This window comes from Streptomyces sp. Sge12 (genome assembly GCF_002080455.1).
Classification (GTDB): domain Bacteria; phylum Actinomycetota; class Actinomycetes; order Streptomycetales; family Streptomycetaceae; genus Streptomyces.
This window is the reverse complement of record NZ_CP020555.1, coordinates 3,384,186-3,409,873: the sequence shown is the minus strand read 5'-3', so window position 1 is coordinate 3,409,873 and position 25,688 is coordinate 3,384,186. Positions and strand designations below refer to the sequence as shown.

Here is a 25,688-nt window from a genome sequence, read left to right as displayed (position 1 = left end):
CGGGTGGCCCCCCGGCCGGATCGGCCGGGGGTCCACCCGTTTCTTCGTACCGCTCTTCGCTACTTGGTGAAGTAGCCGGTGACGTCGGCGATGAGGTCGACGGTGCCGGAGTGGTTGTAGAAGCTGACCTTGCCGTCGACGACCGGGAGGATCACCAGGTTGGGGATCGTCTGGCCGGCGGTGAAGTTCAGGTTCGAGGCGCCGGGGCGGGTGGTGCCGCTGGGGTAGACCGACACGAAGCTGGACTGCGTCGGGTTGGTCGCGGTCACGTTCAGGACGACCGCCTTGACGCCGGTGGCCGGGATGCCCTCGACGCCGGCGACCTGGAGGGTGACCGAGGTGCCGCCTGCGACCTTCGCCTGCGGTACGCCCAGGCCCTCACGGGTGTCCATCAGCCGGGTCGGGCCGACGTTCGTGTGCGTCGAGCCGGCGGCGCTGTCCGAGAAGTAGCCGGTGACGTCGGCGATGAGGTCGACGGTGCCGGAGTGGTTGTAGAAGCTGACCTTGCCGTCGACCACGGGGACGACCACCAGGTTGGGGATCGTCTGGCCGGCGGTGAAGTTCAGGTTCGACGCGCCGGGGCGGTCGGTGCCGCTCGGGTAGACCGACACGAAGCTGGACTGCGTCGGGCTGGTCGCGGTCACGTTCAGCACCACGGCCTTGACCCCGGTGGCCGGGATGCCCTCGACGCCCGCGACCTGGAGGGTGACCGAGGTGCCGCCGGCGACCTTCGCCTTCGGCACGCCCAGACCCTCACGGGTGTCCATCAGCCGGGTCGGACCGGCGTTGGTGTGCGTGGCGCCCTCACCGCTGGAGGTGAAGTAGCCGGTGATGTCGGCGATCAGGTGGACCGCTCCCGAGTGGTTGTAGAAGCTGACCTTGCCGTCGACCACGGGAACGACCACCAGGTTGGGGATCGTCTGGCCGGCGGTGAAGTTCAGGTTCGACGCACTGGGGCGGGCCGTACCGGCCGGGTGGACCGACACGAAGCTGGACTGCGTCGGCTCCGTCGCGGTCACGTTCAGGACGGCCGCGGTCACCCCGTTCGCCGGGATACCGGTGGCACCGCCCGCGACCTGGAGGGTGACCGAGGTGCCGCCGGCGACCTTCGCCTTCGGCACGCCCAGGCCCTCACGGGTGTCCATCAGCCGCTTGGGGGCGACCGGGACGAACTTGACGTCCTTGACCTCGGCGACGACGGTGACCGCCAGGCTGGTGGACACCTTGCCGTTCTTCGTGGTCGCACGGACCTGGACCTGGTGGCTGCCCGAGGTCAGCGACGTCGACGCGCTGCGGGCGGTGCCCGCGGCGGTGGCGACCGGCTGGTCGTCGACCAGCAGCTCGAACTTCGTCACCAGGGAGCTCGCCGTGCTGGTGTCGAAGCCGACGGTCAGGGGACCGGAGGTCTGGAACGAGGCGCCCGGCTGGGCGGCGTCACCGTTCACGGTGGTGACCTTCAGCCGGGCCGCGGGGCCGGACGTGCGCAGCTGCTCCAGCTGCGGGTACAGCGAGTTGCCCGGGCACTGGGTGTTGAAGCCGTCGCGGTGGCCCGAGAGCGTCTTGAACTCGTACGTCTGCTTCTCGGTGAAGGTCTTGCCGAAGAAGTTGGTCTGGGTGGCGCCCGCGGTCAGCGTGGTCGTGCCGCTCATGTCGCCGTCGTACTGGCCCAGCTTGTAGGCCGCGACCTTCGAGATGGCGTCGAGCGCGGCCGCCGAGGCGCCGGCGCCCGTGTAGTCACCGAGGACGGAAACGCTCGTCGACTCGGAGTTCCAGCCGTAGGAGTGCGCGCCCATCACGGGCTGGTCGACGCCGCCCTGGCGACCCTCGAAGATCGTGCCGCACTTGTCGGTGAGGAAGTTGTAGCCGAGGTCCCGCCACTTGTTCTCCTTCACGTGGTACACGTGCAGGCCGCGGACGATGGCCGCGGACTCGGAGCACTCGTACGGCGCGGAGGCCGCGGTGTGGTGGACGAAGACCGCCTTGATCTTCGCTCCGGGGAGGTAGATCGGGCCCTCGTTGTTCAGGCTCTCGTCGGCACCCCACTGGACGCGCGAGACGATCTCGGGCTTCGGAGCCGTGGAGGCCGGTCCCGGGGTCGTCGGCGGCTCCGCGGGCGTGGGCGGAACGGGGTCATCGGCCGGGGCGGCGAAGGCCGCCGGCTCGGCCTTGATGTCACCGGGCTTCTTGGCGTCACCGGCGGAACCCGGGTCCACGAGCGCCAGCTCCATACCGGCGGGGAGCGCGGCGGCGTCGCCGCCCACCCGGACCTCGGCGCCGTCCGAGAGACCGACCCAGACGGGCTCGGTGGCGCCGCGCATACCGGGGCGCTTGCCGTCGAGGTTCGCCTTGGCCTGCTCCAGGGTGATCCACTGCGACCACTTGCCGGTCTTGGCGTTACGGGTGCGGGCCTCGATGGACCCCTTCACCTCGGCACCGGGGTCGGTCCAGGTGACACCCAGGAGGCCGAAGGGCTTCGTGTCCTGCTGCGCGAGGACGGCCTTGCCGGTCCCCTTGGGCTTCAGCGCGAGCTTGTGGACCTTGCCCGGTACCGGGCCCCGCACCTTGCCGGCGGCGCTGTAGCGCGCCAGTCCGTTCTCGTCCGGGGAGTCCGTGCCGAACCCGTTGGCCGCCCCCTGGAAGCCGAGTACTGCTACGACACCGAGCGCGGCAGCCAGAGCCGTCCCGCGCGCGCGACCTAGTCTCAAGTTGTTTCCCCAACCCCTTTTGTGAACCCACCAGGTGACAGCCCTGGTCGGGCGGATGCTACTGCCCCGTACCACTCCGGCACCCGGCGGGGTCGCCTCCGTGCCGGGTAATGAGAAGCTCCGGGGGAAGCACACAAAGGACGTCGCAGGGTGGGGACATGAGGAACAACGACAACGACGGCAGACCGAACCCCTGGGCCGAGCCGCCGCATTGGCGCACCGGGCCCGCGTGGCAGGAGCGGCGCCGGGGGCCGAGGCGGCTGGGGATCGCCCTGGCCGTCGCGTGCATAGCCGGGCTCGCCCTGCTCGCCCTGCGCCCCGAGCTGCTGATCGACCGGCTCGCCGGCAAGGCCGAGGCCCTGCGCCACACGGCGGGCGCACCGCCCCTGGCGGTGGAATCCGTACGGCCGACCGCGCCGCCGCCGATGGCCCCCGACGAGCCGACGCTGCAGGAGCCCTTCCGCGGCTCCCCGGCCCTCCAGTGGGCCGACGGCGCGGCCGGCATCGAGGTCCCCGAGGCCGCGGCCACGGGCTGGATGTCGAAGGAGGCGGTCGCGGACGCGCTGGAGAAGACGAAGCGGTTCCTCGTCGCGGCCAACCTGGACCCGGCGACCCTGCGCGGGGAGCGGCCCGCCGACGCACTGGCGCTGCTGGACCCGCAGCAGCCGGAGATCCCGCAGCGGCTGGAGCAGTACCTGACGAAGCCCACGGAGCAGGACACCCCGGTGACGGTCTTCACCCGCTTCGATCCGGCCGAGGCCAAGCCGGTCGGCGACGTCGTCAAGGTGCGCGGCAGCATGCGCGTGGAGAAGGGGGAGCCGGGGGAGGTGCTCGTGGTGACGGACTACACCTTCGTGCACCCGCTGACCAAGGGGGGCACGAGCGTGCAGCGCACCATCGTGCGCCGGCAGATCACCCTGGCGCTGCTCGACCCGGTGCGCTGGGAGACCACCCGCGGGCGGCTCCAGCTGCGCGAGTACCACGCGGAATGGTCGAACGTGGAGTGCAGTGCGGCCGACGGCTTCCTGCACCCGCAGTTCCCGCAGGACCTGGCGACCGGGCCGGCGGCGACCGGGCCCGCGGTGGACCCGTACGACCGCAGTGCCGGCGGGGTCCGGGGCGACGGATGCGGCACGATCACCCGTTCCTGACCGGGGGAGGGGCCCCGCCGGGTGCTGGGCGTGGTGCGGTTTGACCACTCAGCGTGGCGGGGTATTCTCTTCGGCCCGATTGGCCAGGTACGTGCCTCGTATGGCAGACTACTCAAGTTGCTCGGCTGAGTGCCGATGCTGCGCGCCTCCCGCCGGGAGGACCGGAAGCGAGTCCCACAGTACTCGTCGTCCTTAATCTGCCTCTCGGGGCAGCAATGGGGACGGACGTACGGGAATCTTCTGGGAAGCGTCAGCACGGTGCCCACCAGGCGCTCGGTGGGTGTTTCTCCCCCGAAACGCGGTCACAGGGACCGCACCCCCTTGGACGAGGGAATTTCCGTATGGGAATTTTCTGTAGAGGGAGTGCGACACGCCCGACCGCGTGGGTCGGAGAGAAGCCGCGGGATCCGTCCCGCAGCCGACCGAGGGCCAGAGCGTTTCCACATACAGACAGGACTACGGAGTAGCCATGGCGGGACAGAAGATCCGCATCCGGCTCAAGGCCTACGACCACGAGGTCATCGATTCCTCGGCGAAGAAGATCGTCGAGACGGTGACGCGCACTGGTGCGTCGGTCGCGGGCCCGGTGCCGCTGCCCACTGAGAAGAACGTGTACTGCGTCATCAAGTCGCCGCACAAGTACAAGGACTCGCGCGAGCACTTCGAGATGCGCACGCACAAGCGCCTGATCGACATCCTCGACCCGACCCCCAAGACCGTTGACTCGCTGATGCGCCTGGACCTTCCGGCCGGCGTTGACATCGAGATCAAGCTCTGAGAGGCGTCGAGAAGATGGCAAAGCAGATCAAGGGCGTCCTGGGCGAGAAGCTCGGCATGACCCAGGTCTGGGACGAGAACAACCGTGTCGTCCCGGTGACCGTGGTCAAGGCCGGACCCTGCGTCGTTACCCAGGTCCGTACGAACGACATCGACGGCTACGAGTCGGTCCAGATCGCCTTCGGCGAGATCGACCCGCGCAAGGTGAACAAGCCCCTCAAGGGCCACTTCGCCAAGGCCGACGTGACCCCCCGCCGCCACCTGGTGGAGCTCCGCACCTCCGACGCCAGCGAGTACACGCTCGGCCAGGAGATCACTGCTGAGGTGTTCGAGTCCGGCGTCAAGGTTGACGTCACGGGCAACAGCAAGGGCAAGGGCTTCGCCGGTGTCATGAAGCGGCACAACTTCCGGGGCCTCGGCGCCGGTCACGGTGTGCAGCGCAAGCACCGCTCCCCCGGTTCGATCGGTGGCTGTGCCACCCCTGGGCGTGTCTTCAAGGGCATGCGCATGGCCGGTCGCATGGGTAACGAGCGTGTCACCACCCAGAACCTGACCATCCACGCGGTTGACGCGGAGAAGGGTCTGCTCCTCATCAAGGGTGCGGTCCCCGGTCCGAACGGCGGCCTCGTCCTGGTCCGTACCGCGGCCAAGGGGGCTTGAGGTAATGAGCACCATTGACATCCTTTCGCCGGCAGGCGACAAGGCCGGTACCGTCGAGCTCCCCGCGGAGATCTTCGACGCGAAGACCAGCGTTCCGCTGATCCACCAGGTCGTTGTCGCTCAGCTGGCTGCTGCCCGTCAGGGCACGCACAAGACCAAGCGTCGTGGCGAAGTCCGTGGTGGTGGCCGCAAGCCGTACCGCCAGAAGGGCACCGGCCGCGCGCGCCAGGGTTCGACCCGTGCGCCGCAGTTCGTCGGCGGTGGCGTGGTCCACGGCCCGCAGCCGCGTGACTACTCCCAGCGGACCCCGAAGAAGATGAAGGCCGCCGCTCTCCGCGGTGCCCTCTCGGACCGCGCGCGTCACTCCCGCATCCACGTCGTCACCGGCGTGGTCGAGGGTGCCGCCTCCACGAAGGCCGCCAAGACGCTGTTCGGCAAGATCTCGGAGCGCAAGAACCTGCTCCTGGTCGTCGACCGCGCCGAAGAGGCCGCGTGGCTGTCCGCCCGCAACCTGCCCCAGGTTCACATCCTGGAGCCGGGCCAGCTGAACACGTACGACGTGATCGTCTCTGACGACGTGGTCTTCACTCAGGCCGCTTTCGAGTCCTTCGTGTCTGGCCCCAAGGCCGATGAGACCGAAGGGAGCGACGCCTGATGTCTGAGGCGACCGTTACCAGCAAGACCTTCACCGACCCGCGCGATCTGCTGATCAAGCCGGTGGTTTCGGAGAAGAGCTACGCGCTGCTGGACGAGAACAAGTACACGTTCATCGTCGCGCCCGGCGCCAACAAGACCCAGATCAAGCAGGCCGTCGAGGCGGTCTTCTCGGTCAAGGTCACCGGGGTCAACACGATCAACCGTCAGGGTAAGCGCAAGCGGACCAAGACCGGTTTCGGCAAGCGTGCGAACACCAAGCGCGCCATCGTGACCCTTGCCGAGGGCAACCGTATCGACATCTTCGGCGGCCAGGCCTCCTAACGGAGGTCTAGTCGTCCGGAATCGGACGAGGACTGAGAAATGGGTATCCGCAAGTACAAGCCGACGACCCCGGGCCGTCGTGGCTCCAGCGTCGCCGACTTTGTCGAGATCACGCGGTCCACGCCGGAGAAGTCGCTGGTTCGCCCCCTGCACAGCAAGGGCGGCCGTAACAACACCGGTCGGATCACCGTTCGCCACCAGGGTGGTGGACACAAGCGCGCCTACCGCGTGATCGACTTCCGTCGTCACGACAAGGACGGCGTGCCGGCCAAGGTCGCGCACATCGAGTACGACCCCAACCGCACCGCGCGCATCGCGCTGCTGCACTACGCCGACGGCGAGAAGCGCTACATCATCGCGCCGCGCGGCCTGCAGCAGGGTGACCGGATTGAGAACGGCCCGACGGCCGACATCAAGCCCGGTAACAACCTGGCGCTCCGCAACATCCCGGTCGGTACCACGATCCACGCGATCGAGCTCCGCCCCGGTGGCGGCGCCAAGTTCGCGCGTTCGGCCGGTGCCTCCGTGCAGCTGCTGGCGAAGGAGGGCGTCATGGCCCACCTCCGCATGCCGTCGGGCGAGATCCGTCTCGTCGACGCCCGCTGCCGCGCCACGGTCGGCGAGGTCGGCAACGCCGAGCAGTCGAACATCAACTGGGGCAAGGCCGGCCGCATGCGCTGGAAGGGCGTTCGCCCGTCCGTCCGCGGTGTCGCGATGAACCCGGTTGACCACCCGCACGGTGGTGGTGAGGGCAAGACCAGTGGTGGTCGCCACCCGGTCTCCCCGTGGGGTCAGAAGGAGGGTCGTACTCGCTCGCCGAAGAAGGCTTCGAGCAAGTACATCGTCCGCCGCCGCAAGACGAACAAGAAGCGCTAGGAGCGGGTTTAGATGCCGCGCAGTCTCAAGAAGGGGCCCTTCGTCGACGACCACCTCGTAAAGAAGGTGGACGTCCAGAACGAAGCCGGCACCAAGAACGTCATCAAGACCTGGTCCCGTCGCTCGATGATCATCCCCAGCATGCTGGGTCACACCATCGCGGTGCACAACGGCAAGACCCACGTCCCGGTGTTCGTCACCGAGTCGATGGTCGGCCACAAGCTCGGCGAGTTCTCGCCGACTCGCACCTTCCGCGGCCACGTCAAGGACGACCGGAAGTCGAAGCGCCGCTAAAGGCGGGGTGGTTATGACTATGACTTACACCGAAGGGACAACCATGGAAGCCAGGGCCCAGGCGCGGTACATCCGCGTCACGCCCATGAAGGCCCGCCGAGTGGTGGACCTTATCCGTGGCATGGATGCCACGGAGGCTCAGGCGGTCCTGCGTTTCGCCCCGCAGGCCGCGAGCGTGCCGGTTGGCAAGGTGCTTGACAGCGCCATCGCCAACGCCGCACACAACTACAACCACCCGGACGCCTCCACGCTGGTCATCAGCGAGGCGTACGTGGACGAGGGCCCGACCCTGAAGCGGTTCCGTCCGCGTGCGCAGGGCCGTGCCTACCGGATCCGCAAGCGGACCAGCCACATCACCGTGGTCGTCAGCAGCAAGGAAGGTTCCCGGTAATGGGCCAGAAGGTAAACCCGCACGGGTTCCGGCTCGGCATCACCACCGACTTCAAGTCGCGTTGGTACGCCGACAAGCTGTACAAGGACTACGTCAAGGAAGACGTCGCCATCCGTCGGATGATGACGTCCGGCATGGAGCGCGCCGGCATCTCGAAGGTTGAGATCGAGCGCACCCGTGACCGCGTGCGTGTGGACATCCACACCGCTCGTCCGGGCATCGTCATCGGCCGCCGTGGCGCCGAGGCCGACCGCATCCGCGGTGACCTCGAGAAGCTCACGGGCAAGCAGGTCCAGCTGAACATCCTCGAGGTCAAGAACCCCGAGCTGGATGCACAGCTGGTTGCCCAGGCCGTTGCCGAGCAGCTCTCCTCCCGCGTCTCCTTCCGTCGCGCCATGCGTAAGAGCATGCAGGGCACGATGAAGGCCGGCGCCAAGGGCATCAAGATCCAGTGTGGCGGCCGTCTCGGCGGCGCCGAGATGTCCCGCTCCGAGTTCTACCGCGAGGGTCGTGTGCCGCTGCACACGCTGCGCGCGAACGTGGACTACGGCTTCTTCGAGGCCAAGACCACCTTCGGCCGTATCGGTGTGAAGGTCTGGATCTACAAGGGCGACGTCAAGAACATCGCCGAGGTTCGCGCCGAGAACGCTGCAGCCCGTGCGGGTAACCGCCCGGCCCGTGGCGCGCAGGGCGCTGGCGACCGTCCCGCCGGCCGTGGTGGCCGTGGTGGCGAGCGCGGCGGCCGTGGTGGCCGCAAGCCGCAGCAGGCTGCTGGTGCCGAGGCCCCCAAGGCCGACGCTCCCGCCGCCGCTCCGGCCGAGAGCACCGGAACGGAGGCCTGACCGACATGCTGATCCCTCGTAGGGTCAAGCACCGCAAGCAGCACCACCCGAAGCGCAGCGGTATGGCCAAGGGCGGTACTGAGGTCACGTTCGGCGAGTACGGCATCCAGGCGCTGACCCCGGCTTACGTGACGAACCGCCAGATCGAGGCGGCTCGTATTGCGATGACCCGCCACATCAAGCGTGGCGGCAAGGTCTGGATCAACATCTACCCGGACCGCCCGCTGACGAAGAAGCCGGCCGAAACCCGCATGGGTTCCGGTAAGGGTTCTCCCGAGTGGTGGATCGCCAACGTGCACCCGGGTCGGGTCATGTTCGAGCTGTCCTACCCGAACGAGAAGATTGCTCGTGAGGCGCTCACCCGCGCTGCTCACAAGCTTCCGATGAAGTGCCGGATTGTTCGGCGCGAGGCAGGTGAGTCGTGATGGCGACGGGAACCAAGGCGTCCGAGCTTCGTGAGCTCGGCAACGAGGAGCTCGTTGGCAAGCTGCGCGAGGCCAAGGAGGAGCTGTTCAAGCTCCGCTTCCAGGCGGCCACGGGTCAGCTGGAGAACAACGGCCGGCTCAAGTCCGTCCGTAAGGACATCGCTCGCATCTACACCCTGATGCACGAGCGTGAGCTCGGTATCGAGACGGTGGAGAGCGCCTGATGAGCGAGAACAACGTGACTGAGAAGACCGAGCGCGGTTTCCGCAAGACCCGTGAGGGTCTGGTCGTCAGCGACAAGATGGACAAGACCGTCGTCGTCGCCGTCGAGGACCGCGTCAAGCACGCCCTGTACGGCAAGGTCATCCGCCGTACGAACAAGCTCAAGGCGCACGACGAGCAGAACGCTGCCGGCGTCGGCGACCGCGTCCTCATCATGGAGACGCGTCCGCTGTCGGCGAGCAAGCGCTGGCGCATCGTCGAGATCCTCGAGAAGGCCAAGTAAGGCAATTCGCGCAAGCGAATTCCAAACAGACACAGTCTGAGGGGTTTCCCTCAGATTCGTTCCGCCAGGCTCGGTGGGGGCGACGCTCTCCGGAGTGAAGCCCCCGCCGGGAACCGGCAGACAAACAGGAGATACACGTGATCCAGCAGGAGTCGCGACTGCGTATCGCCGACAACACTGGTGCAAAGGAGATCCTTTGCATCCGTGTTCTCGGTGGTTCCGGTCGCCGCTACGCGGGCATCGGTGACGTCATCGTCGCCACCGTCAAGGACGCGATCCCCGGTGGCAACGTGAAGAAGGGTGACGTCGTCAAGGCGGTCATCGTTCGCACCGTCAAGGAGCGTCGCCGCCAGGACGGCTCGTACATCCGCTTCGACGAGAACGCCGCCGTCATTCTGAAGAACGACGGCGACCCTCGCGGCACCCGTATCTTCGGCCCGGTGGGCCGTGAGCTGCGCGAGAAGAAGTTCATGAAGATCATCTCGCTCGCGCCGGAGGTGCTGTAAGCATGAAGATCAAGAAGGGCGACCTGGTTCAGGTCATCACCGGTAAGGACAAGGGCAAGCAGGGCAAGGTCATCGTCGCCTTCCCCGCCGACAACCGCGTCCTGGTCGAGGGTGTCAACCGGGTCAAGAAGCACACCAAGGCTGCGCAGAACCAGGCCGGTGGCATTGTGATCACCGAGGCCCCGGTCCACGTCAGCAACGTTCAGCTGGTTGTGGAGAAGGACGGCAAGAAGGTCGTCACCCGCGTCGGCTACCGCTTCGACGACGAGGGCAACAAGATCCGCGTTGCCAAGCGGACGGGTGAGGACATCTGATGGCTACCACTCCGCGTCTCAAGACGAAGTACCGCGAGGACATCGCGGGCAAGCTGCGTGAGGAGTTCTCCTACGAGAACGTCATGCAGATTCCCGGCCTCGTGAAGATCGTGGTCAACATGGGTGTGGGCGACGCCGCCCGCGACTCCAAGCTGATCGACGGCGCCATCAAGGACCTGACGACGATCACCGGTCAGAAGCCGGCCGTCACGAAGGCCCGCAAGTCCATCGCGCAGTTCAAGCTGCGCGAGGGTCAGCCGATCGGCTGCCACGTCACCCTCCGTGGTGACCGCATGTGGGAGTTCCTGGACCGTACGCTGTCGCTCGCGCTGCCGCGTATCCGTGACTTCCGTGGTCTGTCGCCGAAGCAGTTCGACGGCCGTGGTAACTACACGTTCGGTCTCACGGAGCAGGTCATGTTCCACGAGATCGACCAGGACAAGATCGACCGTACCCGGGGTATGGACATCACCGTGGTCACCACGGCGACCAACGACGACGAGGGCCGTGCCCTCCTTCGTCACCTCGGCTTCCCCTTCAAGGAGGCGTAAGCGAGATGGCGAAGAAGGCTCTCATCGCGAAGGCTGCCCGCAAGCCCAAGTTCGGTGTGCGTGCGTACACCCGCTGCCAGCGCTGCGGTCGCCCTCACTCCGTGTACCGCAAGTTCGGCCTGTGCCGCGTCTGCCTTCGTGAGATGGCTCACCGTGGCGAGCTGCCGGGCGTGACCAAGAGCTCCTGGTAATTCCCTCCCGTCCGTAAGGACTTGGGAAGTACCAGAGACTCTCGGTAAGCATCTGGTCGGTGGGTGCCCAGCACCGCATGCCGTAGGCTTGTGGGGTTGGGCGTCCACCGCCCTATCGACTTACTACGCCGTAGGTCCCCGCACCGCACCCGTCCCGCCACTGAGTGGGGAGAGGGATGGCGCATACAGGAAACCCCGGCGAGAGAGGCCGAAGGCCACTTCATGACCATGACTGACCCGATCGCAGACATGCTGACCCGTCTGCGTAACGCTAACTCGGCGTACCACGACACCGTCGTGATGCCGCACAGCAAGATCAAGTCGCACATCGCAGAGATCCTCAAGCAGGAGGGTTTCATCACCGGCTGGAAGGTCGAGGACGCCGAGGTCGGCAAGAACCTCGTCCTCGAGCTGAAGTTCGGGCCGAACCGTGAGCGCTCCATCGCGGGCATCAAGCGGATCTCGAAGCCCGGTCTGCGCGTGTACGCGAAGTCCACCAACCTGCCGAAGGTGCTCGGCGGCCTGGGCGTGGCGATCATCTCCACGTCGCACGGTCTGCTCACCGGCCAGCAGGCAGGCAAGAAGGGCGTAGGTGGGGAAGTCCTCGCCTACGTCTGGTAGTCGGGAACGGAGGAAAAGCAATGTCGCGAATCGGCAAGCTCCCCATCCAGGTTCCCGCCGGTGTGGACGTCACCATCGATGGCAGCACGGTCGCGGTGAAGGGCCCCAAGGGTTCCCTCTCCCACACCGTCAAGGCTCCCATCGCCGTTGTTAAGGGCGAGGACGGCGTTCTGAACGTCACCCGTCCGAACGACGAGCGTCAGAACAAGGCCCTGCACGGCCTGTCCCGCACGCTGGTGGCGAACATGATCACCGGTGTGACCACGGGATACGTCAAGGCTCTCGAGATCAGCGGTGTCGGTTACCGTGTCCTGGCGAAGGGCTCCAACCTGGAGTTCCAGCTGGGTTACAGCCACCCGATCCTGGTGGAGGCGCCCGAGGGCATCTCCTTCAAGGTCGAGTCGCCGACCAAGTTCACGGTCGAGGGCATCGACAAGCAGAAGGTCGGCGAGGTCGCCGCCAACATCCGCAAGCTGCGGAAGCCCGACCCGTACAAGGCCAAGGGTGTCAAGTACGCCGGCGAAGTCATCCGCCGCAAGGTCGGAAAGGCTGGTAAGTAGCCATGGCATACGGTGTGAAGATCGCCAAGGGCGACGCGTACAAGCGCGCTGCCAAGGCTCGCCGCCACATCCGCATCCGCAAGAACGTCTCGGGTACGGCGGAGCGTCCGCGCCTCGTCGTGACGCGTTCCAACCGCAACATCGTTGCTCAGGTCATCGACGACCTCCAGGGTCACACCCTGGCGTCCGCGTCGACCCTGGACGCTTCGATCCGCGGTGGCGAAGGCGACAAGAGCTCGCAGGCCCAGGCTGTCGGCGCGCTCGTCGCCGAGCGTGCCAAGGCTGCGGGTGTCGAGACCGTTGTGTTCGACCGCGGTGGCAACCGATACGCCGGGCGCATTGCCGCTCTGGCTGACGCCGCCCGCGAAGCCGGGCTGAAGTTCTAAGCCCCGGTTCCGGGACTCACGGACGTAACAGAGAGAGGTAATCCAATGGCTGGACCCCAGCGCCGCGGAAGCGGTGCCGGTGGCGGCGAGCGGCGGGACCGGAAGGGTCGCGACGGTGGCCCTGCCGCCGAGAAGACCGCTTACGTTGAGCGCGTTGTCGCGATCAACCGCGTCGCCAAGGTTGTCAAGGGTGGTCGCCGCTTCAGCTTCACCGCGCTGGTCGTGGTGGGCGACGGTGACGGCACTGTAGGTGTCGGTTACGGCAAGGCCAAGGAAGTTCCCGCGGCCATCGCCAAGGGTGTCGAGGAAGCGAAGAAGAACTTCTTCAAGGTTCCGCGCATCCAGGGCACCATCCCTCACCCGATCCAGGGCGAGAAGGCTGCGGGCGTCGTCCTGCTGAAGCCTGCTTCCCCCGGTACCGGTGTTATCGCCGGTGGCCCGGTGCGCGCCGTTCTGGAGTGCGCCGGCGTTCACGACATCCTGTCGAAGTCCCTGGGCTCCGACAACGCGATCAACATCGTGCACGCGACCGTGGCGGCCCTCCAGGGCCTGCAGCGTCCCGAGGAGATCGCGGCTCGCCGTGGTCTGCCCCTCGAGGACGTCGCCCCCGCGGCTCTGCTTCGTGCACGTGCTGGGGCGGGTGCGTAATGGCTCGCCTCAAGATCACGCAGACGAAGTCGTACATCGGCAGCAAGCAGAACCACCGCGACACTCTGCGTTCGCTCGGGCTCAAGCGCCTGAACGACGTGGTCGTCAAGGAGGACCGCCCCGAGTTCCGCGGAATGGTGCACACCGTCCGCCACCTCGTGACGGTTGAGGAGGTTGACTAACATGGCTGAGAACAGCCCGCTGAAGGCCCACAACCTCCGTCCCGCCCCCGGCGCCAAGACCGCGAAGACCCGTGTCGGTCGTGGTGAGGCGTCGAAGGGTAAGACGGCCGGTCGTGGTACGAAGGGCCAGAAGGCCCGTTACCAGATCCCGCAGCGCTTCGAGGGTGGGCAGATGCCCCTCCACATGCGCCTGCCGAAGCTCAAGGGCTTCAAGAACCCGTTCCGCACCGAGTTCCAGGTCGTGAACCTGGACAAGCTCGGCGCTCTCTACCCCGAGGGTGGAGAAGTCACGGTGGCCGACCTGGTCGCCAAGGGCGCGGTTCGCAAGAACAGCCTCGTCAAGGTCCTGGGCCAGGGCGAGATCTCCGTGGCGCTGCAGGTTTCGGTTGACGCCGTTTCCGCCTCCGCCAAGGAGAAGATTGCCGCTGCCGGCGGCACCGTCACCGAGCTCGTCTAAGACGATTTCAGTGGCTGAATAGCTCGAAACCCGACCGGGGATGCCTCACATATGGGGCATCCCCGGTCGGTCGTTCCACGGGAGGCACACTCGCCGGTAAGGTGGCGTGCACCTTTGCTTTGTCGTATTCGTCGATCCCTCAGACCGTCACCTCTGACGCAGTAGCGCGGGGGTCGCAGGAGGCACCGTGCTCACCGCGTTCGCCCGGGCGTTCAAGACGCCCGACCTGCGCAAGAAGCTGCTCTTCACGCTCGGCATCATCGTGCTGTTCCGGCTCGGGTCCCACATCCCGGTTCCCGGCGTGAGCTACAAGAACGTTCAGATCTGTGTCGACCAGGCAGGCAGCAGCAACGGGCTGTTCGGTCTGGTCAACATGTTCAGCGGCGGTGCGCTGCTGCAGATCACGATCTTCGCGCTCGGCATCATGCCCTACATCACGGCGAGCATCATCCTGCAGCTGCTGACCGTGGTCATCCCGAAGCTGGAGACCCTCAAGAAAGAGGGCCAGTCCGGCACGGCGAAGATCACTCAGTACACGCGCTATCTGACGGTCGCGCTGGCGATCCTGCAGGGCACGGGCCTCGTCGCCACGGCCCGCACGGGCGCCCTGTTCCAGGGCTGCTCGGCCGCTCGCGATATCGTCCCCGACCGGTCGATCTTCACCACCGTCGTCATGGTCGTCACCATGACCGCCGGTACCTGTGTCGTCATGTGGCTCGGTGAGCTCATCACCGACCGCGGCATCGGCAACGGTATGTCGATCCTCATGTTCATCTCGATCGCCGCCGGCTTCATCGGCGCCCTCTGGCAGATCAAGCTCCAGGGCAAGATCGCCGACGGCTGGGTCGAGTTCGGCGTCGTCATGCTCGTCGGCCTCGCGATGGTCGGCCTGGTGGTCTTCGTCGAGCAGGCGCAGCGCCGGATCCCGGTCCAGTACGCGAAGCGCATGATCGGCCGTCGTGCCTACGGCGGTACGTCGACCTACATCCCGCTCAAGGTGAACCAGGCGGGCATCATCCCCGTCATCTTCGCCTCGTCGCTGCTCTACATCCCGGCACTGGTCGTGCAGTTCAGCGGGTCCACCGCGGGCTGGGCCGTCTGGATCCAGAAGCACTTCGTCAAGGGCGACCACCCGTACTACATCGCGGTGTACTTCCTCCTGATCGTCTTCTTCGCGTTCTTCTACGTGGCGATCTCGTTCAACCCCGAGGAAGTTGCAGACAACATGAAGAAGTATGGTGGGTTCATCCCGGGCATCCGCGCCGGTCGACCCACCGCCGAGTACCTCAGCTACGTACTCAACCGGATCACCTGGCCGGGGTCGCTGTACCTGGGTCTCATCGCTCTTGTGCCGACGATGGCGTTGGCCGGCTTCGGAGCGAACCAGAACTTCCCGTTCGGCGGGACGAGCATCCTGATCATCGTGGGTGTGGGTCTGGAAACCGTGAAGCAGATCGAGAGCCAGCTCCAGCAGCGTAATTACGAAGGGTTCCTCCGCTGATGCGAATCGTCCTCGTTGGACCGCCCGGTGCGGGCAAGGGAACGCAGGCCGCGTTCCTTGCCAAGAACCTGTCGATTCCGCACATCTCCACGGGCGACCTGTTCCGGGCCAACATCAGCCAGGGCACCGAGCTGGGCAAGCAGGCGAAGGCGTTCATGGACGCCGGCGACCTGGTCCCCGACGAGGTGACCATCGGCATGGCGAAGGACCGTATGGAGCAGCCGGACGCCGTGAACGGCTTCCTGCTCGACGGCTTCCCGCGCAACGTCTCGCAGGCCGAGGCCCTCGACGAGATGCTCCAGGCCGCGGGCATGAAGCTCGACGCCGTCCTCGACCTGGAGGTCGAGGAGGACGAGGTCGTCAAGCGGATCGCCGGCCGGCGGATCTGCCGCAACGACTCCTCGCACGTCTTCCACGTGACGTACGCCCCGCCGAAGGCCGAGGGCGTCTGCGACACCTGCGGCGGCGAGCTCTACCAGCGCGGTGACGACTCCGAGGCCACGGTCCGCAACCGGCTGGAGGTCTACCACACGCAGACCGAGCCGATCATCGACTACTACAAGGCCCAGGGCCTGCTGGTGACCATCCCGGCCCTCGGTGAGGTCGCGGACGTCACCAAGCGCGCGATGGACGCCCTCAAGAAGTAGTAGCCCTTTCTTGTGCAGGTACGGCCGCGGTGTCCCCAGGACATCGCGGCCGTACTGTTGAAAAGACCCGAACAACGCAGATCCGAAGGTGGAAGGCACTTCCCATGGTCCAGATCAAGACCCCCGAGCAGATCGCGAAGATGCGCGAGGCAGGGCTGGTCGTCGCCGCGATCCACGCTGCGACCCGTGAGGCGGCCGTGCCGGGCGCCACGACGCGGGATCTGGACATGGTGGCCCGCAAGGTCATCGCGGACGCCGGTGCCAAGTCGAACTTCCTCGGCTACGGCGGCTTCCCCGCGACGATCTGCACCTCGGTGAACGAGGTCGTCGTCCACGGCATCCCGGACGACAAGACCGTCCTCAAGGACGGCGACATCATCTCGATCGACGCCGGCGCGATCGTGGACGGCTGGCACGGCGACGCCGCGTACACCGCCTTCGTCGGCACCGGGCACGCCCCTGAGCTCGTGGAGCTGTCCCGGGTGACCGAGGAGTCCATGTGGGCCGGTATCGCCGCCATGAAGCTCGGCAACCGCCTCGTGGACATCTCCAAGGCGATCGAGACGTACATCAAGCGCCAGCCCCGTCCGACCACCGGTGAGCACAGCCTCGGCAAGTTCGGGATCATCGAGGACTACGGCGGCCACGGCATCGGGTCCGAGATGCACATGGACCCGCACCTGCTGAACTACGTCTCGCGCAAGCGGGGCAAGGGGATCAAGCTCGTTCCGGGCGTCTGCCTGGCGATCGAGCCCATGGTCTCCCTGGGAACCGCCCAGACGGAGGTCCTTTCGGACGACTGGACGGTCATCACGACGGACGGCACCTGGTCCTCGCACTGGGAGCACTCCATCGCGCTGACGGAAGCCGGGCCCATCGTCCTGACCAGCCCGGACTGCGGCAAGGCGAAGCTGGCGGAGTACGGAGTCACGACGGCTCCGGACCCCCTCGGTTAATGATCTAGACTCTGGGGCAAACTTTCCGGATTCGTCTTTCTGGGTGCCCTGACGTAGACTGACTCGTCGGCTCTCGTGCACTTCCATGTCTGCATGGCGCACGGAGTCGATCAAGGTAGCCGATTCGAAAGGCGAAGCGTGGCCAAGAAGCAAGGTGCCATCGAAATCGAGGGCACCGTGATCGAGTCCCTCCCGAACGCGATGTTCAAGGTGGAACTCCAGAACGGTCACAAGGTCCTCGCGCACATCAGCGGCAAGATGCGCATGCACTACATCCGCATCCTCCCCGATGACCGGGTCGTTGTGGAGCTCTCTCCGTACGACCTGACGCGTGGCCGGATCGTCTACCGATACAAGTAGATCTTGCTCTCACTCCTGCCTGGGCATCCGTCCCGGTGCGGGTGGTGGCACTGACCCGGAGAACCTCACCAACATGAAGGTCAAGCCGAGCGTCAAGAAGATCTGCGACAAGTGCAAGGTGATCCGCCGTCACGGTCGGGTCATGGTCATCTGCGACAACCTGCGCCACAAGCAGCGCCAGGGCTGACGCACGCCGACCGACCTGCCTTCCGCAGTTCTTCGCGCGACGTAAGAAAACGTACATACGCAGAACCCGCCCAGCCCTGTACGGGGCCGGCGGTACCTCCGGCGGGGGCCGGGGACCCGGGCGTACCATCACCCACTTTCGGGTGGTCGGCGGTCGGGGTCGGTTCTGCTGAAGACCCCCGAACACACAGGAGCCATTGAATGGCACGCGTTTCCGGTGTTGACATCCCGCGCGAAAAGCGCGTGGAGATCGCACTCACCTACGTCTTCGGTATCGGGCGCACCCGGTCCAAGGAGATCCTCGCCTCCACCGGCGTGAACCCGAACACCCGCGTTCGTGACCTGGCCGAAGAGGACCTCGTCAAGATCCGCGAGTACGTGGACGCCAACCTCCGTACCGAGGGTGACCTCCGCCGCGAGATCCAGGGCGACATCCGCCGCAAGATCGAGATCCAGTGCTACCAGGGCATCCGCCACCGTCGTGGCCTGCCGGTGCACGGTCAGCGCACCAGCACCAACGCGCGTACCCGCAAGGGCCCGCGTCGCGCGATCGCCGGTAAGAAGAAGCCGGGCAAGAAGTAGTCCTGTTCAGCGGTCTTGCGCTGTAGGACCGACCACCTCCCGTAGGAGATTTAGATGCCCCCCAAGGGTCGTCAGGGCGCTGCCAAGAAGGTGCGCCGCAAGGAAAAGAAGAACGTCGCTCACGGGCACGCCCACATCAAGAGCACGTTCAACAACACCATCGTTTCGATCACGGACCCCTCGGGCAACGTGATCTCCTGGGCCTCCGCCGGCCACGTCGGCTTCAAGGGCTCGCGCAAGTCCACCCCCTTCGCCGCGCAGATGGCTGCCGAGTCGGCCGCCCGCCGCGCGCAGGAGCACGGCATGCGCAAGGTCGACGTCTTCGTGAAGGGTCCGGGCTCCGGCCGCGAGACCGCGATCCGCTCCCTCCAGGCCACCGGCCTCGAGGTCGGCTCGATCCAGGACGTCACCCCCACCCCGCACAACGGCTGCCGCCCGCCGAAGCGCCGCCGCGTCTGACGACTGCCGGACTTCTCGCTTCACCGAAGCGGGAAACGGCGTCTGAAGCAGCGGACGCACCTGTGCGTTCTTGAGTGTCCGGGCGGTACGAACCCCTCGCGGGGGACGTGCCGCCCGTACCCTTGTAGTCCGCAGCCCCGTGCTGCACTCCGTCGGGCGTCAAATAGTGGGCGTCCACGAATGAAGGAACACAGACATGCTTATCGCTCAGCGTCCTTCGCTGACCGAAGAGGTCGTCGACGAGTACCGCTCGCGGTTCGTGATCGAGCCCCTGGAGCCGGGCTTCGGTTACACCCTCGGCAACTCCCTGCGCCGTACCCTCCTGTCCTCCATCCCGGGTGCCGCTGTCACCAGCATCCGCGTGGACGGCGTCCTGCACGAGTTCACCACCGTGCCGGGCGTCAAGGAAGACGTCACCGACATCATCCTCAACATCAAGCAGCTGGTCGTCTCCTCGGAGCACGACGAGCCGGTCGTGATGTACCTGCGCAAGCAGGGTCCCGGCCTGGTCACCGCTGCTGACATCGCGCCCCCGGCCGGTGTCGAGGTGCACAACCCGGACCTGGTCCTCGCCACGCTCAACGGCAAGGGCAAGCTGGAGATGGAGCTGACCGTCGAGCGCGGTCGCGGCTACGTCTCCGCCGTCCAGAACAAGCAGCTGGGCCAGGAGATCGGCCGTATCCCGGTCGACTCCATCTACAGCCCGGTCCTCAAGGTCACCTACAAGGTCGAGGCGACCCGAGTCGAGCAGCGCACCGACTTCGACAAGCTGATCGTCGACGTCGAGACCAAGCAGGCCATGCGCCCGCGCGACGCCATGGCGTCCGCCGGTAAGACCCTGGTCGAGCTGTTCGGTCTGGCGCGCGAGCTCAACATCGACGCCGAGGGCATCGACATGGGCCCGTCCCCGACGGACGCCGCCCTGGCCGCCGACCTGGCGCTGCCGATCGAGGAGCTCGAGCTCACCGTTCGGTCGTACAACTGCCTCAAGCGCGAGGGCATCCACTCCGTGGGTGAGCTCGTCGCCCGCTCCGAGGCCGACCTGCTCGACATCCGCAACTTCGGTGCGAAGTCGATCGACGAGGTCAAGGCGAAGCTGGCCGGCATGGGCCTGGCCCTCAAGGACAGCCCGCCCGGATTCGACCCGACCGCCGCCGCCGACGCCTTCGGCGCCGACGACGACGCGGACGCCGGTTTCGTCGAGACCGAGCAGTACTAGAAAAGCTTGTGGGGGGCTCGCGCCCCCCACACCCCCTCTCGCGACCGCTTGAGGGAACTGACTCCGGTACCTGACACGGCCGGTGCAGATTTGAAGGAGTAACAATGCCGCGTCCCGCAAAGGGTGCCCGCCTGGGCGGCTCCGCCGCGCACGAGAAGCACCTCCTCGCGAACCTCGCGAAGGCGCTCTTCGAGCACGGCCGCATCACCACCACCGAGGCCAAGGCCCGTCGCCTGCGTCCCTACGCCGAGCGTCTGGTCACCAAGGCCAAGAAGGGCGACATCCACAACCGTCGCCTGGTGCTGCAGACGATCACGGACAAGAGCATCGTGCACACGCTGTTCACCGAGATCGCCCCGCGCTACGAGAACCGCCCCGGTGGTTACACGCGCATCACCAAGATCGGCAACCGTCGTGGCGACAACGCCCCGATGGCCGTGATCGAGCTGGTCGAGGCCCTTACGGTCGCCCAGCAGGCCACCGGTGAGGCCGAGGCCGCCACCAAGCGCGCGGTCAAGGAGGCGGAGGCTGTCGAGACCCCCGCCGAGGAGACCAAGGAGGCCTGATCCCCCGGGATCACGCTTGCTTGAACGGCTCTGAACGGGCCCGCCCCCTTCCGGGGCGGGCCCGTTCTGCATATGGGTGATTCTGAGAGGATCGGTCACGTGAGTGACGAGGTGGAGCCCGGGCATGTCCGGGTGCGGCTGGACCTGAGCTACGACGGCAAGGACTTCTCCGGCTGGGCGAAGCAGCGCGTGCTGCGGACCGTCCAGGGCGAGCTGGAGTCGGCCCTGCAGACCGTGATGCGGCTGTCCGAGCCGGTCGAGCTGACCGTGGCCGGGCGGACCGACGCGGGGGTGCACGCCCGCGGTCAGGTCGCGCAGTTCGACCTCGCCGAGGAGGTGTGGGCCGAGCACGGCGGTCTGCTGCTGCGGCGCCTCGCGGGCAGGCTGCCCCACGACGTACGGGTGTGGAAGGTCGCCGAGGCCCCCGAGGGCTTCAACGCGCGCTTCTCGGCCATCTGGCGCCGCTACGCGTACCGCGTGGGCGACCACCGGGGCGGCGTCGACCCGCTGCGCCGCGGGCACGTGCTGTGGCACCAGTGGCCGCTCGACGTGGACGCCATGAACGAGGCCGCCGCCCCGCTGCTCGGCGAGCACGACTTCGCCGCGTACTGCAAGAAGCGCGAGGGCGCCACGACCATCCGTACGCTCCAGCAGCTCAGCTGGGAGCGCGCCGAGGACGGGATCATCACCGCGACCGTCCGCGCGGACGCCTTCTGCCACAACATGGTCCGCTCGCTGGTCGGCGCCCTGCTGCACGTCGGGGACGGGCACCGGCCCACCGACTGGCCCGGCAAGGTGCTGGCGGCCGGCGTACGGGACTCCTCGGTGCACGTGGTCAAGCCGCACGGGCTGACCCTGGAGGAGGTCGGCTACCCGGCGGACGAGCTGCTGGCCGCCCGCAGCAAGGAAGCGCGCAACATGCGGACCCTGCCGGGCGCCGGCTGCTGCTGAGCGCGTGCCCGCCTAATCCGTTTGGGCGGATCGGGGCCCGGCCTGGACAATGCGCGGCATGGGACATCTCGAAGCCAGCCACCTGGAGTACTACCTTCCCGACGGGCGGGTCCTGCTCCCCGACGTCTCCTTCCGGGTCGGGGAGGGGTCGGTGGCGGCCCTGGTGGGGGCGAACGGCGCCGGCAAGACCACCCTGCTCAAGCTGATCTCCGGGGAGCTCCAGCCGCACGGCGGCGGGGTCACCATCAGCGGTGGGCTCGGCGTGATGTCGCAGTTCGTGGGCTCCGTACGGGACGAGACGACCGTGCGGGACCTGCTGGTCTCCGTGGCCCAGCCGCGGATCCGGGAGGCCGCGAAGGCCGTGGACCACGCCGAGCAGCTGATCCTCACGGTCGACGACGAGGCCGCGCAGATGGCGTACGCCCAGGCGCTCAGCGACTGGGCCGATGTCCAGGGCTACGAGGCGGAGACCCTGTGGGACGTCTGCACGATGGCCGCGCTGGCCATCCCGTACGACTCCGCGCAGTTCCGCGAGGTGCGCACGCTGTCGGGCGGTGAGCAGAAGCGGCTCGTGCTGGAGGCGCTGCTGCGCGGGCCCGACGAGGTATTGCTGCTCGACGAGCCGGACAACTACCTCGACGTCCCGGGCAAGCGCTGGCTGGAGGAGCAGCTGAAGGCCACCCGCAAGACGGTGCTCTTCGTCAGCCACGACCGGGAACTGCTCACCCAGGCCGCGGAGAAGATCATCAGCCTGGAGGCGAGCCCGACGGGCAGCGACGTGTGGGTGCACGGCTCCGGCTTCGCCACGTACCACGAGGCCCGCAAGGAGCGCTTCGCGCGCTTCGAGGAGCTCAAGCGGCGCTGGGACGAGGAGCACGCCCGTCTGAGGGCCCTGGTGCTGCGCCTGCGCAATCAGGCCGCCTCCAGCCCCGACATGGCCTCGCGCTACCGGGCGATGCAGACCCGCTTCCAGAAGTTCGAGGAGGCCGGCCCGCCGCCGGAGCCGCCGCGCGAGCAGGACATCAAGATGCGGCTCAAGGGCGGCCGGACCGGCGTGCGGGCGCTGACCGTGGAGAACCTGGAGCTCACGGGGCTGATGAAGCCGTTCTCCCTGGAGGTCTTCTACGGGGAGCGGGTCGCGGTGCTCGGCTCGAACGGCTCGGGCAAGTCGCACTTCCTGCGGCTGCTGGCGGGCGAGGACGTCAAGCACACGGGCGCCTGGAAGCTGGGCGCACGGGTGGTTCCCGGCCATTTCGCGCAGACGCACGCGCACCCGGAGCTCTTCGGCCGCACCCTCGTCGACATCCTGTGGACGGAGGCGGCCAAGCCCCTGGGCCAGGCGATGGGGGCCCTGCGCCGCTACGAGCTGGAGCGCCAGGGCGAGCAGCCCTTCGAGAAGCTCTCCGGCGGCCAGCAGGCACGTTTCCAGATCCTGCTGCTGGAGCTGGCGGGCACCACGGCGCTGCTGCTGGACGAGCCGACGGACAACCTGGACCTGGAGTCCGCGGAGGCGCTCCAGGACGGCCTGGAGTCCTACGACGGCACTGTGCTGTGCGTCACGCACGACCGGTGGTTCGCGCGCACATTTGACCGTTACCTGGTCTTCGGTTCGGACGGTGTTGTGCGGGAGACTCAGGAACCCGTCTGGGACGAACGTAGAGTCGAACGCAAGCGCTAGGGGGAGACCGTCGCCCCCTCCGGTGGAGTGAGGGGCAGGCGTCGTGGGGCTGCGGCCGAGCATCTGGCTGATGAAGTGGGAGAACCAGACGTCCGGGAACCGGCTGGTCGACTGGCTGCTGCGGCCGGCTTCCCGGTTCTGGCAGTTCGCCTCGCTCGCGGTGCTCCTCGGGATCGCGGTCTCCACGAGCCTGCGGGAGAACTGGGGCTCGGACAACGCCTTCGTGGTCAAGGCCGCCGAGACGCTGCTGGCCGGCGGGTCCCCCTACGAGGACAAGCGGTTCCTCTACCTGCCCAGCGCCGTGATCATGGCGGTTCCGGAGGCGCTGCTGCCGCACACGGTGCTGCGGTGGGTGCTGCCCGTCGGGATGTCGGGGCTGCTGGGCATCGGCTGGCTGGCCGCGCTGCGGCTTTTCGCGGTGCCGCTGCGCTCGCGGTTCGCGGTCTGCGGTCTCGCGGTCTTCGCCCTCGCCTACAAGCCGTACGTGAACCTCGTGCTGATCGGCAACTGGACGGCCATCTCGGCGGCCGCGCTGCCGGTGGCCCTGCTGCTCGCGCGGCGGCGGTCGTGGGGGGCGGCCGGCCTGGTGATCGGGCTGGCGATCGCCTGCAAGCCGATGCTGGTGCCGATCGGGCTGCTGTTCCTGTTCGCCCGGCAGTGGCGGGCGCTGGCCGTGGCCGTGCTGGTACCGGTGGGGGTCTCGCTCGCCGGCGCGCTGATGATGCCCAGTCCGTCGCTGTTCTTCACCAAGACGCTGCCCTTCCTGTTGCAGGGGCAGGACTCCTACGCCCTGCCGTGGGACGCCTCTCCGATCGCCGTGCTGCCGCGGCTGGGGGTGCCGGAGCCGGTGGCGGTGGTGGTGGCCTTCGCGGGTGCCGCGGCCGGGCTGTGGGGCGCCTGGCGGCGCTGGCGGCGGCCGGACGATGCGGACCAGGGGGAGCTGCGGCTCGTGGAGACGGCCTGCATGGTGATGCTCGCCGCATTTCTGGTCTCCCGTCCCTCCTTCGACCACTACCTCCTGGTGGTGCTCCCGCTGCTGCTGGCCTCGGGGGTGCGGGCCGGCTCGATGCCCCGCTCGCCCTGGTTCTGGCTGGCCCTGACGCCCCAGGTGGCCCTGGTCCCGTGGCCGTCGGAGCTGGCCCACAAGCGGCGGGCGTTCAAGGACTGCGCCACCCTCTGCGGGCTCGCGATCATGATGGCGCGTCGTGCACTGCGCTCCGGGCGGGTTACTCTGGAGCCCGTAACAACTGCGGGGTCCCCACCCAGGACCGAACCGGAGTGCGCCGCGACGCCAGCAGAATCGGCATCGCGGACCGCGTTTTGACCCGTACGGGTCTGCTTGGGTATCCTGCTGGTTTGTTATGCGTATTGGCTTTCTCATTCTCACGTGAAAGGGCCTTGCGCCGGTCCACCGGACCGATGACCAGCAGTTCGCGCGGGTGCGTCCCCGCTGCGAATGAGGGCTGTCGTGATCGTCCGTGGTGACCCTGTCAGGACCTTCCCGTGGGGCTTGCGCCCTTGGGATAACCACCACCGAAGAAGCGAAGGCATACGCGTGCGTACGTTCAGCCCCAAGCCCGGCGACATCTCGCGCCAGTGGCTCGTCATCGACGCCCAGGACGTTGTCCTCGGCCGTCTGGCGACCCAGGCCGCTGCCCTCCTGCGGGGTAAGCACAAGCCGACTTACGCCCCCCACATGGACATGGGCGACTTCGTCATCATCGTCAACGCCGACAAGGTTCACCTGTCCGGCAACAAGGCGTCGCAGAAGATGGCCTACCGCCACTCCGGCTACCCGGGTGGTCTCCGCTCGGTGCGCTACGACGACCTCCTGGCGAACAACCCGGAGAAGGCCGTCGAGAAGGCCATCAAGGGCATGCTCCCCAAGAACACCCTGGGCCGTCAGATGCTCTCGAAGCTGAAGGTCTACTCGGGCGACCAGCACCCCCACGCTGCCCAGCAGCCGGTGCCGTTCGAGATCACCCAGGTCGCGCAGTAGTTCCGGCCACCCCCTAAGACGTAGAAAATTCTGAGGAGCATCGTGGCCGAGACCACCGCCGAGACGACCGTCGAAGAGTTCGAGGGCAACGTCGAGGAGTACACCAGCGAGTCTGAGGTCGTCGTCGAGGGCGACTACACCTCCGAGTCCCTTGCCGGCCGCTTCGGCGACCCCCAGCCGGCCGCCGGCCTGGGCCGTCGCAAGAACGCCATCGCCCGCGTCCGGATCGTTCCGGGCACCGGCAAGTGGAAGATCAACGGTCGCACCCTTGAGGACTACTTCCCCAACAAGGTGCACCAGCAGGAAGTCAACGAGCCCTTCAAGCTCCTCGAGCTTGACGGCCGCTACGACGTCATCGCCCGCATCTCGGGTGGCGGCGTCTCCGGCCAGGCCGGCGCCCTGCGCCTGGGTGTGGCCCGTGCGCTGAACGAGGCGGACGTGGACAACAACCGCCCGGCGCTGAAGAAGGCCGGCTTCCTTTCCCGCGACGACCGTGCGGTCGAGCGCAAGAAGGCCGGTCTCAAGAAGGCCCGTAAGGCTCCGCAGTACAGCAAGCGTTAATCT

At 67.2% G+C, this 25,688-nt stretch carries 37 protein-coding genes; 36 read left to right on the top strand and 1 reads right to left on the bottom strand.

All coding sequences use genetic code 11. From position 1 onward, the window contains the following. Positions 1-59: 59 nt before the first annotated feature. Positions 60-2,705: an N-acetylmuramoyl-L-alanine amidase gene (locus tag B6R96_RS14945; protein ID WP_081522678.1), complete on the bottom strand. Its 2,646-nt coding sequence runs from the start codon at positions 2,703-2,705 to the stop codon at positions 60-62. Between the two features lie 158 nt (positions 2,706-2,863). On the opposite strand from B6R96_RS14945, the gene B6R96_RS14940 reads away from it, so the two are divergent. The 36 genes from B6R96_RS14940 (at position 2,864) to rpsI (ending at position 25,685) form a co-directional block, all read left to right on the top strand. Continuing rightward, positions 2,864-3,856: a hypothetical protein gene (locus B6R96_RS14940; RefSeq protein ID WP_081522677.1), complete on the top strand. Its 993-nt coding sequence runs from the start codon at positions 2,864-2,866 to the stop codon at positions 3,854-3,856. Between the two features lie 469 nt (positions 3,857-4,325). After that, positions 4,326-4,634: a 30S ribosomal protein S10 gene (gene rpsJ, locus B6R96_RS14935; protein ID WP_003948644.1), complete on the top strand. Its 309-nt coding sequence runs from the start codon at positions 4,326-4,328 to the stop codon at positions 4,632-4,634. Between the two features lie 14 nt (positions 4,635-4,648). Continuing rightward, on the top strand, positions 4,649-5,293 hold the full coding sequence (gene rplC, locus B6R96_RS14930; protein WP_007265899.1) for a 50S ribosomal protein L3: 645 nt from the start codon (positions 4,649-4,651) through the stop codon (positions 5,291-5,293). A 4-nt stretch (positions 5,294-5,297) separates the two neighbouring features. Beyond that, entirely contained in the window at positions 5,298-5,948 is a 651-nt protein-coding gene (rplD, locus tag B6R96_RS14925; protein ID WP_030388861.1) for a 50S ribosomal protein L4, read from the top strand. Further along, complete coding sequence (rplW, locus tag B6R96_RS14920; RefSeq protein ID WP_007265901.1) at positions 5,948-6,271, top strand: 50S ribosomal protein L23; 324 nt, start codon at positions 5,948-5,950, stop codon at positions 6,269-6,271. The genes rplD and rplW overlap by 1 nt, the downstream gene beginning before the upstream one ends. Before the next feature lie 39 nt (positions 6,272-6,310). Further along, complete coding sequence (gene rplB / locus B6R96_RS14915) at positions 6,311-7,147, top strand: 50S ribosomal protein L2 (protein ID WP_030388860.1); 837 nt, start codon at positions 6,311-6,313, stop codon at positions 7,145-7,147. Positions 7,148-7,159: 12 nt separating this feature from the next. Continuing rightward, a complete protein-coding gene (gene rpsS, locus B6R96_RS14910; RefSeq protein WP_008739713.1) occupies positions 7,160-7,441 on the top strand; it encodes a 30S ribosomal protein S19 in 282 nt (93 codons plus the stop codon). 43 nt (positions 7,442-7,484) lie between these two features. Next, positions 7,485-7,832 carry a 50S ribosomal protein L22 gene (rplV, locus tag B6R96_RS14905; RefSeq protein WP_007265904.1) on the top strand — a complete coding sequence of 116 codons (348 nt, stop codon included), beginning with the start codon at positions 7,485-7,487 and terminating at the stop codon, positions 7,830-7,832. After that, complete coding sequence (gene rpsC / locus B6R96_RS14900) at positions 7,832-8,674, top strand: 30S ribosomal protein S3 (RefSeq protein WP_008739710.1); 843 nt, start codon at positions 7,832-7,834, stop codon at positions 8,672-8,674. Before rplV ends, rpsC begins: the two co-directional genes overlap by 1 nt. Before the next feature lie 5 nt (positions 8,675-8,679). Next, positions 8,680-9,099, top strand: a complete 420-nt coding sequence (rplP, locus tag B6R96_RS14895; protein ID WP_008739704.1) for a 50S ribosomal protein L16 — start codon at positions 8,680-8,682, stop codon at positions 9,097-9,099. Further along, positions 9,099-9,323: a 50S ribosomal protein L29 gene (gene rpmC / locus B6R96_RS14890; protein WP_008739703.1), complete on the top strand. Its 225-nt coding sequence runs from the start codon at positions 9,099-9,101 to the stop codon at positions 9,321-9,323. The genes rplP and rpmC overlap by 1 nt, the downstream gene beginning before the upstream one ends. Beyond that, a complete protein-coding gene (gene rpsQ, locus B6R96_RS14885) occupies positions 9,323-9,604 on the top strand; it encodes a 30S ribosomal protein S17 (protein ID WP_030008467.1) in 282 nt (93 codons plus the stop codon). Before rpmC ends, rpsQ begins: the two co-directional genes overlap by 1 nt. A gap of 137 nt (positions 9,605-9,741) precedes the next feature. After that, a complete protein-coding gene (rplN, locus tag B6R96_RS14880; RefSeq protein WP_008739701.1) occupies positions 9,742-10,110 on the top strand; it encodes a 50S ribosomal protein L14 in 369 nt (122 codons plus the stop codon). Between the two features lie 2 nt (positions 10,111-10,112). Beyond that, positions 10,113-10,424, top strand: a complete 312-nt coding sequence (gene rplX, locus B6R96_RS14875; protein WP_030008468.1) for a 50S ribosomal protein L24 — start codon at positions 10,113-10,115, stop codon at positions 10,422-10,424. Further along, the gene (rplE, locus tag B6R96_RS14870) at positions 10,424-10,975 is read left to right on the top strand and encodes a 50S ribosomal protein L5 (protein ID WP_030388859.1); all 552 of its coding nucleotides are present in this window, start codon (positions 10,424-10,426) and stop codon (positions 10,973-10,975) included. Before rplX ends, rplE begins: the two co-directional genes overlap by 1 nt. A 5-nt stretch (positions 10,976-10,980) precedes the next feature. Next, positions 10,981-11,166, top strand: coding sequence for a type Z 30S ribosomal protein S14 (locus tag B6R96_RS14865; RefSeq protein ID WP_003956452.1), 186 nt, complete (start codon positions 10,981-10,983; stop codon positions 11,164-11,166). 222 nt (positions 11,167-11,388) lie between these two features. Then, positions 11,389-11,787, top strand: a complete 399-nt coding sequence (gene rpsH, locus B6R96_RS14855; protein WP_007265911.1) for a 30S ribosomal protein S8 — start codon at positions 11,389-11,391, stop codon at positions 11,785-11,787. Positions 11,788-11,807: 20 nt separating this feature from the next. Beyond that, positions 11,808-12,347 (top strand): 50S ribosomal protein L6, encoded by a 540-nt coding sequence (rplF, locus tag B6R96_RS14850; protein WP_030008470.1) that lies wholly within the window; start codon positions 11,808-11,810, stop codon positions 12,345-12,347. 2 nt (positions 12,348-12,349) lie between these two features. Continuing rightward, positions 12,350-12,733, top strand: coding sequence for a 50S ribosomal protein L18 (gene rplR / locus B6R96_RS14845; RefSeq protein ID WP_030008471.1), 384 nt, complete (start codon positions 12,350-12,352; stop codon positions 12,731-12,733). A 45-nt stretch (positions 12,734-12,778) separates the two neighbouring features. Continuing rightward, the gene (gene rpsE / locus B6R96_RS14840) at positions 12,779-13,381 is read left to right on the top strand and encodes a 30S ribosomal protein S5 (RefSeq protein ID WP_030388857.1); all 603 of its coding nucleotides are present in this window, start codon (positions 12,779-12,781) and stop codon (positions 13,379-13,381) included. Then, positions 13,381-13,563, top strand: coding sequence for a 50S ribosomal protein L30 (rpmD, locus tag B6R96_RS14835; RefSeq protein WP_005313525.1), 183 nt, complete (start codon positions 13,381-13,383; stop codon positions 13,561-13,563). The genes rpsE and rpmD overlap by 1 nt, the downstream gene beginning before the upstream one ends. Before the next feature lies 1 nt (position 13,564). Further along, positions 13,565-14,020, top strand: a complete 456-nt coding sequence (rplO, locus tag B6R96_RS14830) for a 50S ribosomal protein L15 (RefSeq protein WP_030008473.1) — start codon at positions 13,565-13,567, stop codon at positions 14,018-14,020. A 187-nt stretch (positions 14,021-14,207) separates the two neighbouring features. Beyond that, a complete protein-coding gene (gene secY, locus B6R96_RS14825) occupies positions 14,208-15,521 on the top strand; it encodes a preprotein translocase subunit SecY (protein ID WP_030388856.1) in 1,314 nt (437 codons plus the stop codon). Continuing rightward, the gene (locus tag B6R96_RS14820; protein WP_030388855.1) at positions 15,521-16,168 is read left to right on the top strand and encodes an adenylate kinase; all 648 of its coding nucleotides are present in this window, start codon (positions 15,521-15,523) and stop codon (positions 16,166-16,168) included. The genes secY and B6R96_RS14820 overlap by 1 nt, the downstream gene beginning before the upstream one ends. Positions 16,169-16,272: 104 nt before the next feature. Continuing rightward, the gene (map, locus tag B6R96_RS14815; protein WP_030008476.1) at positions 16,273-17,124 is read left to right on the top strand and encodes a type I methionyl aminopeptidase; all 852 of its coding nucleotides are present in this window, start codon (positions 16,273-16,275) and stop codon (positions 17,122-17,124) included. Between the two features lie 138 nt (positions 17,125-17,262). Beyond that, positions 17,263-17,484, top strand: coding sequence for a translation initiation factor IF-1 (gene infA, locus B6R96_RS14810; RefSeq protein ID WP_003956442.1), 222 nt, complete (start codon positions 17,263-17,265; stop codon positions 17,482-17,484). A gap of 73 nt (positions 17,485-17,557) precedes the next feature. Then, positions 17,558-17,671 (top strand): 50S ribosomal protein L36, encoded by a 114-nt coding sequence (gene rpmJ / locus B6R96_RS14805; RefSeq protein WP_003956441.1) that lies wholly within the window; start codon positions 17,558-17,560, stop codon positions 17,669-17,671. 200 nt (positions 17,672-17,871) lie between these two features. Beyond that, entirely contained in the window at positions 17,872-18,252 is a 381-nt protein-coding gene (gene rpsM / locus B6R96_RS14800; RefSeq protein ID WP_007265919.1) for a 30S ribosomal protein S13, read from the top strand. Positions 18,253-18,306: 54 nt separating this feature from the next. Continuing rightward, complete coding sequence (gene rpsK, locus B6R96_RS14795; protein WP_003956432.1) at positions 18,307-18,711, top strand: 30S ribosomal protein S11; 405 nt, start codon at positions 18,307-18,309, stop codon at positions 18,709-18,711. A gap of 196 nt (positions 18,712-18,907) precedes the next feature. After that, positions 18,908-19,930, top strand: coding sequence for a DNA-directed RNA polymerase subunit alpha (locus B6R96_RS14790; protein WP_007265920.1), 1,023 nt, complete (start codon positions 18,908-18,910; stop codon positions 19,928-19,930). Positions 19,931-20,034: 104 nt separating this feature from the next. After that, entirely contained in the window at positions 20,035-20,496 is a 462-nt protein-coding gene (gene rplQ, locus B6R96_RS14785) for a 50S ribosomal protein L17 (protein WP_030154710.1), read from the top strand. A 99-nt stretch (positions 20,497-20,595) separates the two neighbouring features. Beyond that, positions 20,596-21,447, top strand: a complete 852-nt coding sequence (truA, locus tag B6R96_RS14780; RefSeq protein WP_081522676.1) for a tRNA pseudouridine(38-40) synthase TruA — start codon at positions 20,596-20,598, stop codon at positions 21,445-21,447. A 49-nt stretch (positions 21,448-21,496) separates the two neighbouring features. Continuing rightward, the gene (locus B6R96_RS14775) at positions 21,497-23,125 is read left to right on the top strand and encodes an ATP-binding cassette domain-containing protein (RefSeq protein WP_037861131.1); all 1,629 of its coding nucleotides are present in this window, start codon (positions 21,497-21,499) and stop codon (positions 23,123-23,125) included. Positions 23,126-23,195: 70 nt separating this feature from the next. Beyond that, positions 23,196-24,449, top strand: a complete 1,254-nt coding sequence (locus B6R96_RS14770; RefSeq protein WP_081525111.1) for a glycosyltransferase family 87 protein — start codon at positions 23,196-23,198, stop codon at positions 24,447-24,449. A 231-nt stretch (positions 24,450-24,680) separates the two neighbouring features. Then, the gene (gene rplM / locus B6R96_RS14765) at positions 24,681-25,124 is read left to right on the top strand and encodes a 50S ribosomal protein L13 (RefSeq protein ID WP_008739660.1); all 444 of its coding nucleotides are present in this window, start codon (positions 24,681-24,683) and stop codon (positions 25,122-25,124) included. A 42-nt stretch (positions 25,125-25,166) separates the two neighbouring features. Then, on the top strand, positions 25,167-25,685 hold the full coding sequence (gene rpsI, locus B6R96_RS14760) for a 30S ribosomal protein S9 (RefSeq protein ID WP_030388851.1): 519 nt from the start codon (positions 25,167-25,169) through the stop codon (positions 25,683-25,685). Positions 25,686-25,688: the final 3 nt, after the last annotated feature.

Bases quoted from the DNA above. Each gene is read 5' to 3' on its own strand.
- B6R96_RS14940 (WP_081522677.1), top strand. From the start codon at position 2,864: ATGAGGAACAACGACAACGACGGCAGACCGAACCCCTGGGCCGAGCCG.
- rpsJ (WP_003948644.1), top strand. From the start codon at position 4,326: ATGGCGGGACAGAAGATCCGCATCCGGCTCAAGGCCTACGACCACGAG.
- rplC (WP_007265899.1), top strand. From the start codon at position 4,649: ATGGCAAAGCAGATCAAGGGCGTCCTGGGCGAGAAGCTCGGCATGACC.
- rplD (WP_030388861.1), top strand. From the start codon at position 5,298: ATGAGCACCATTGACATCCTTTCGCCGGCAGGCGACAAGGCCGGTACC.
- rplW (WP_007265901.1), top strand. From the start codon at position 5,948: ATGTCTGAGGCGACCGTTACCAGCAAGACCTTCACCGACCCGCGCGAT.
- rplB (WP_030388860.1), top strand. From the start codon at position 6,311: ATGGGTATCCGCAAGTACAAGCCGACGACCCCGGGCCGTCGTGGCTCC.
- rpsS (WP_008739713.1), top strand. From the start codon at position 7,160: ATGCCGCGCAGTCTCAAGAAGGGGCCCTTCGTCGACGACCACCTCGTA.
- rplV (WP_007265904.1), top strand. From the start codon at position 7,485: ATGGAAGCCAGGGCCCAGGCGCGGTACATCCGCGTCACGCCCATGAAG.
- rpsC (WP_008739710.1), top strand. From the start codon at position 7,832: ATGGGCCAGAAGGTAAACCCGCACGGGTTCCGGCTCGGCATCACCACC.
- rplP (WP_008739704.1), top strand. From the start codon at position 8,680: ATGCTGATCCCTCGTAGGGTCAAGCACCGCAAGCAGCACCACCCGAAG.
- rpmC (WP_008739703.1), top strand. From the start codon at position 9,099: ATGGCGACGGGAACCAAGGCGTCCGAGCTTCGTGAGCTCGGCAACGAG.
- rpsQ (WP_030008467.1), top strand. From the start codon at position 9,323: ATGAGCGAGAACAACGTGACTGAGAAGACCGAGCGCGGTTTCCGCAAG.
- rplX (WP_030008468.1), top strand. From the start codon at position 10,113: ATGAAGATCAAGAAGGGCGACCTGGTTCAGGTCATCACCGGTAAGGAC.
- rplE (WP_030388859.1), top strand. From the start codon at position 10,424: ATGGCTACCACTCCGCGTCTCAAGACGAAGTACCGCGAGGACATCGCG.
- B6R96_RS14865 (WP_003956452.1), top strand. From the start codon at position 10,981: ATGGCGAAGAAGGCTCTCATCGCGAAGGCTGCCCGCAAGCCCAAGTTC.
- rpsH (WP_007265911.1), top strand. From the start codon at position 11,389: ATGACCATGACTGACCCGATCGCAGACATGCTGACCCGTCTGCGTAAC.
- rplF (WP_030008470.1), top strand. From the start codon at position 11,808: ATGTCGCGAATCGGCAAGCTCCCCATCCAGGTTCCCGCCGGTGTGGAC.
- rplR (WP_030008471.1), top strand. From the start codon at position 12,350: ATGGCATACGGTGTGAAGATCGCCAAGGGCGACGCGTACAAGCGCGCT.
- rpsE (WP_030388857.1), top strand. From the start codon at position 12,779: ATGGCTGGACCCCAGCGCCGCGGAAGCGGTGCCGGTGGCGGCGAGCGG.
- rpmD (WP_005313525.1), top strand. From the start codon at position 13,381: ATGGCTCGCCTCAAGATCACGCAGACGAAGTCGTACATCGGCAGCAAG.
- rplO (WP_030008473.1), top strand. From the start codon at position 13,565: ATGGCTGAGAACAGCCCGCTGAAGGCCCACAACCTCCGTCCCGCCCCC.
- B6R96_RS14820 (WP_030388855.1), top strand. From the start codon at position 15,521: ATGCGAATCGTCCTCGTTGGACCGCCCGGTGCGGGCAAGGGAACGCAG.
- map (WP_030008476.1), top strand. From the start codon at position 16,273: ATGGTCCAGATCAAGACCCCCGAGCAGATCGCGAAGATGCGCGAGGCA.
- rpmJ (WP_003956441.1), top strand. From the start codon at position 17,558: ATGAAGGTCAAGCCGAGCGTCAAGAAGATCTGCGACAAGTGCAAGGTG.
- rpsM (WP_007265919.1), top strand. From the start codon at position 17,872: ATGGCACGCGTTTCCGGTGTTGACATCCCGCGCGAAAAGCGCGTGGAG.
- rpsK (WP_003956432.1), top strand. From the start codon at position 18,307: ATGCCCCCCAAGGGTCGTCAGGGCGCTGCCAAGAAGGTGCGCCGCAAG.
- B6R96_RS14790 (WP_007265920.1), top strand. From the start codon at position 18,908: ATGCTTATCGCTCAGCGTCCTTCGCTGACCGAAGAGGTCGTCGACGAG.
- rplQ (WP_030154710.1), top strand. From the start codon at position 20,035: ATGCCGCGTCCCGCAAAGGGTGCCCGCCTGGGCGGCTCCGCCGCGCAC.
- B6R96_RS14775 (WP_037861131.1), top strand. From the start codon at position 21,497: ATGCGCGGCATGGGACATCTCGAAGCCAGCCACCTGGAGTACTACCTT.
- B6R96_RS14770 (WP_081525111.1), top strand. From the start codon at position 23,196: ATGAAGTGGGAGAACCAGACGTCCGGGAACCGGCTGGTCGACTGGCTG.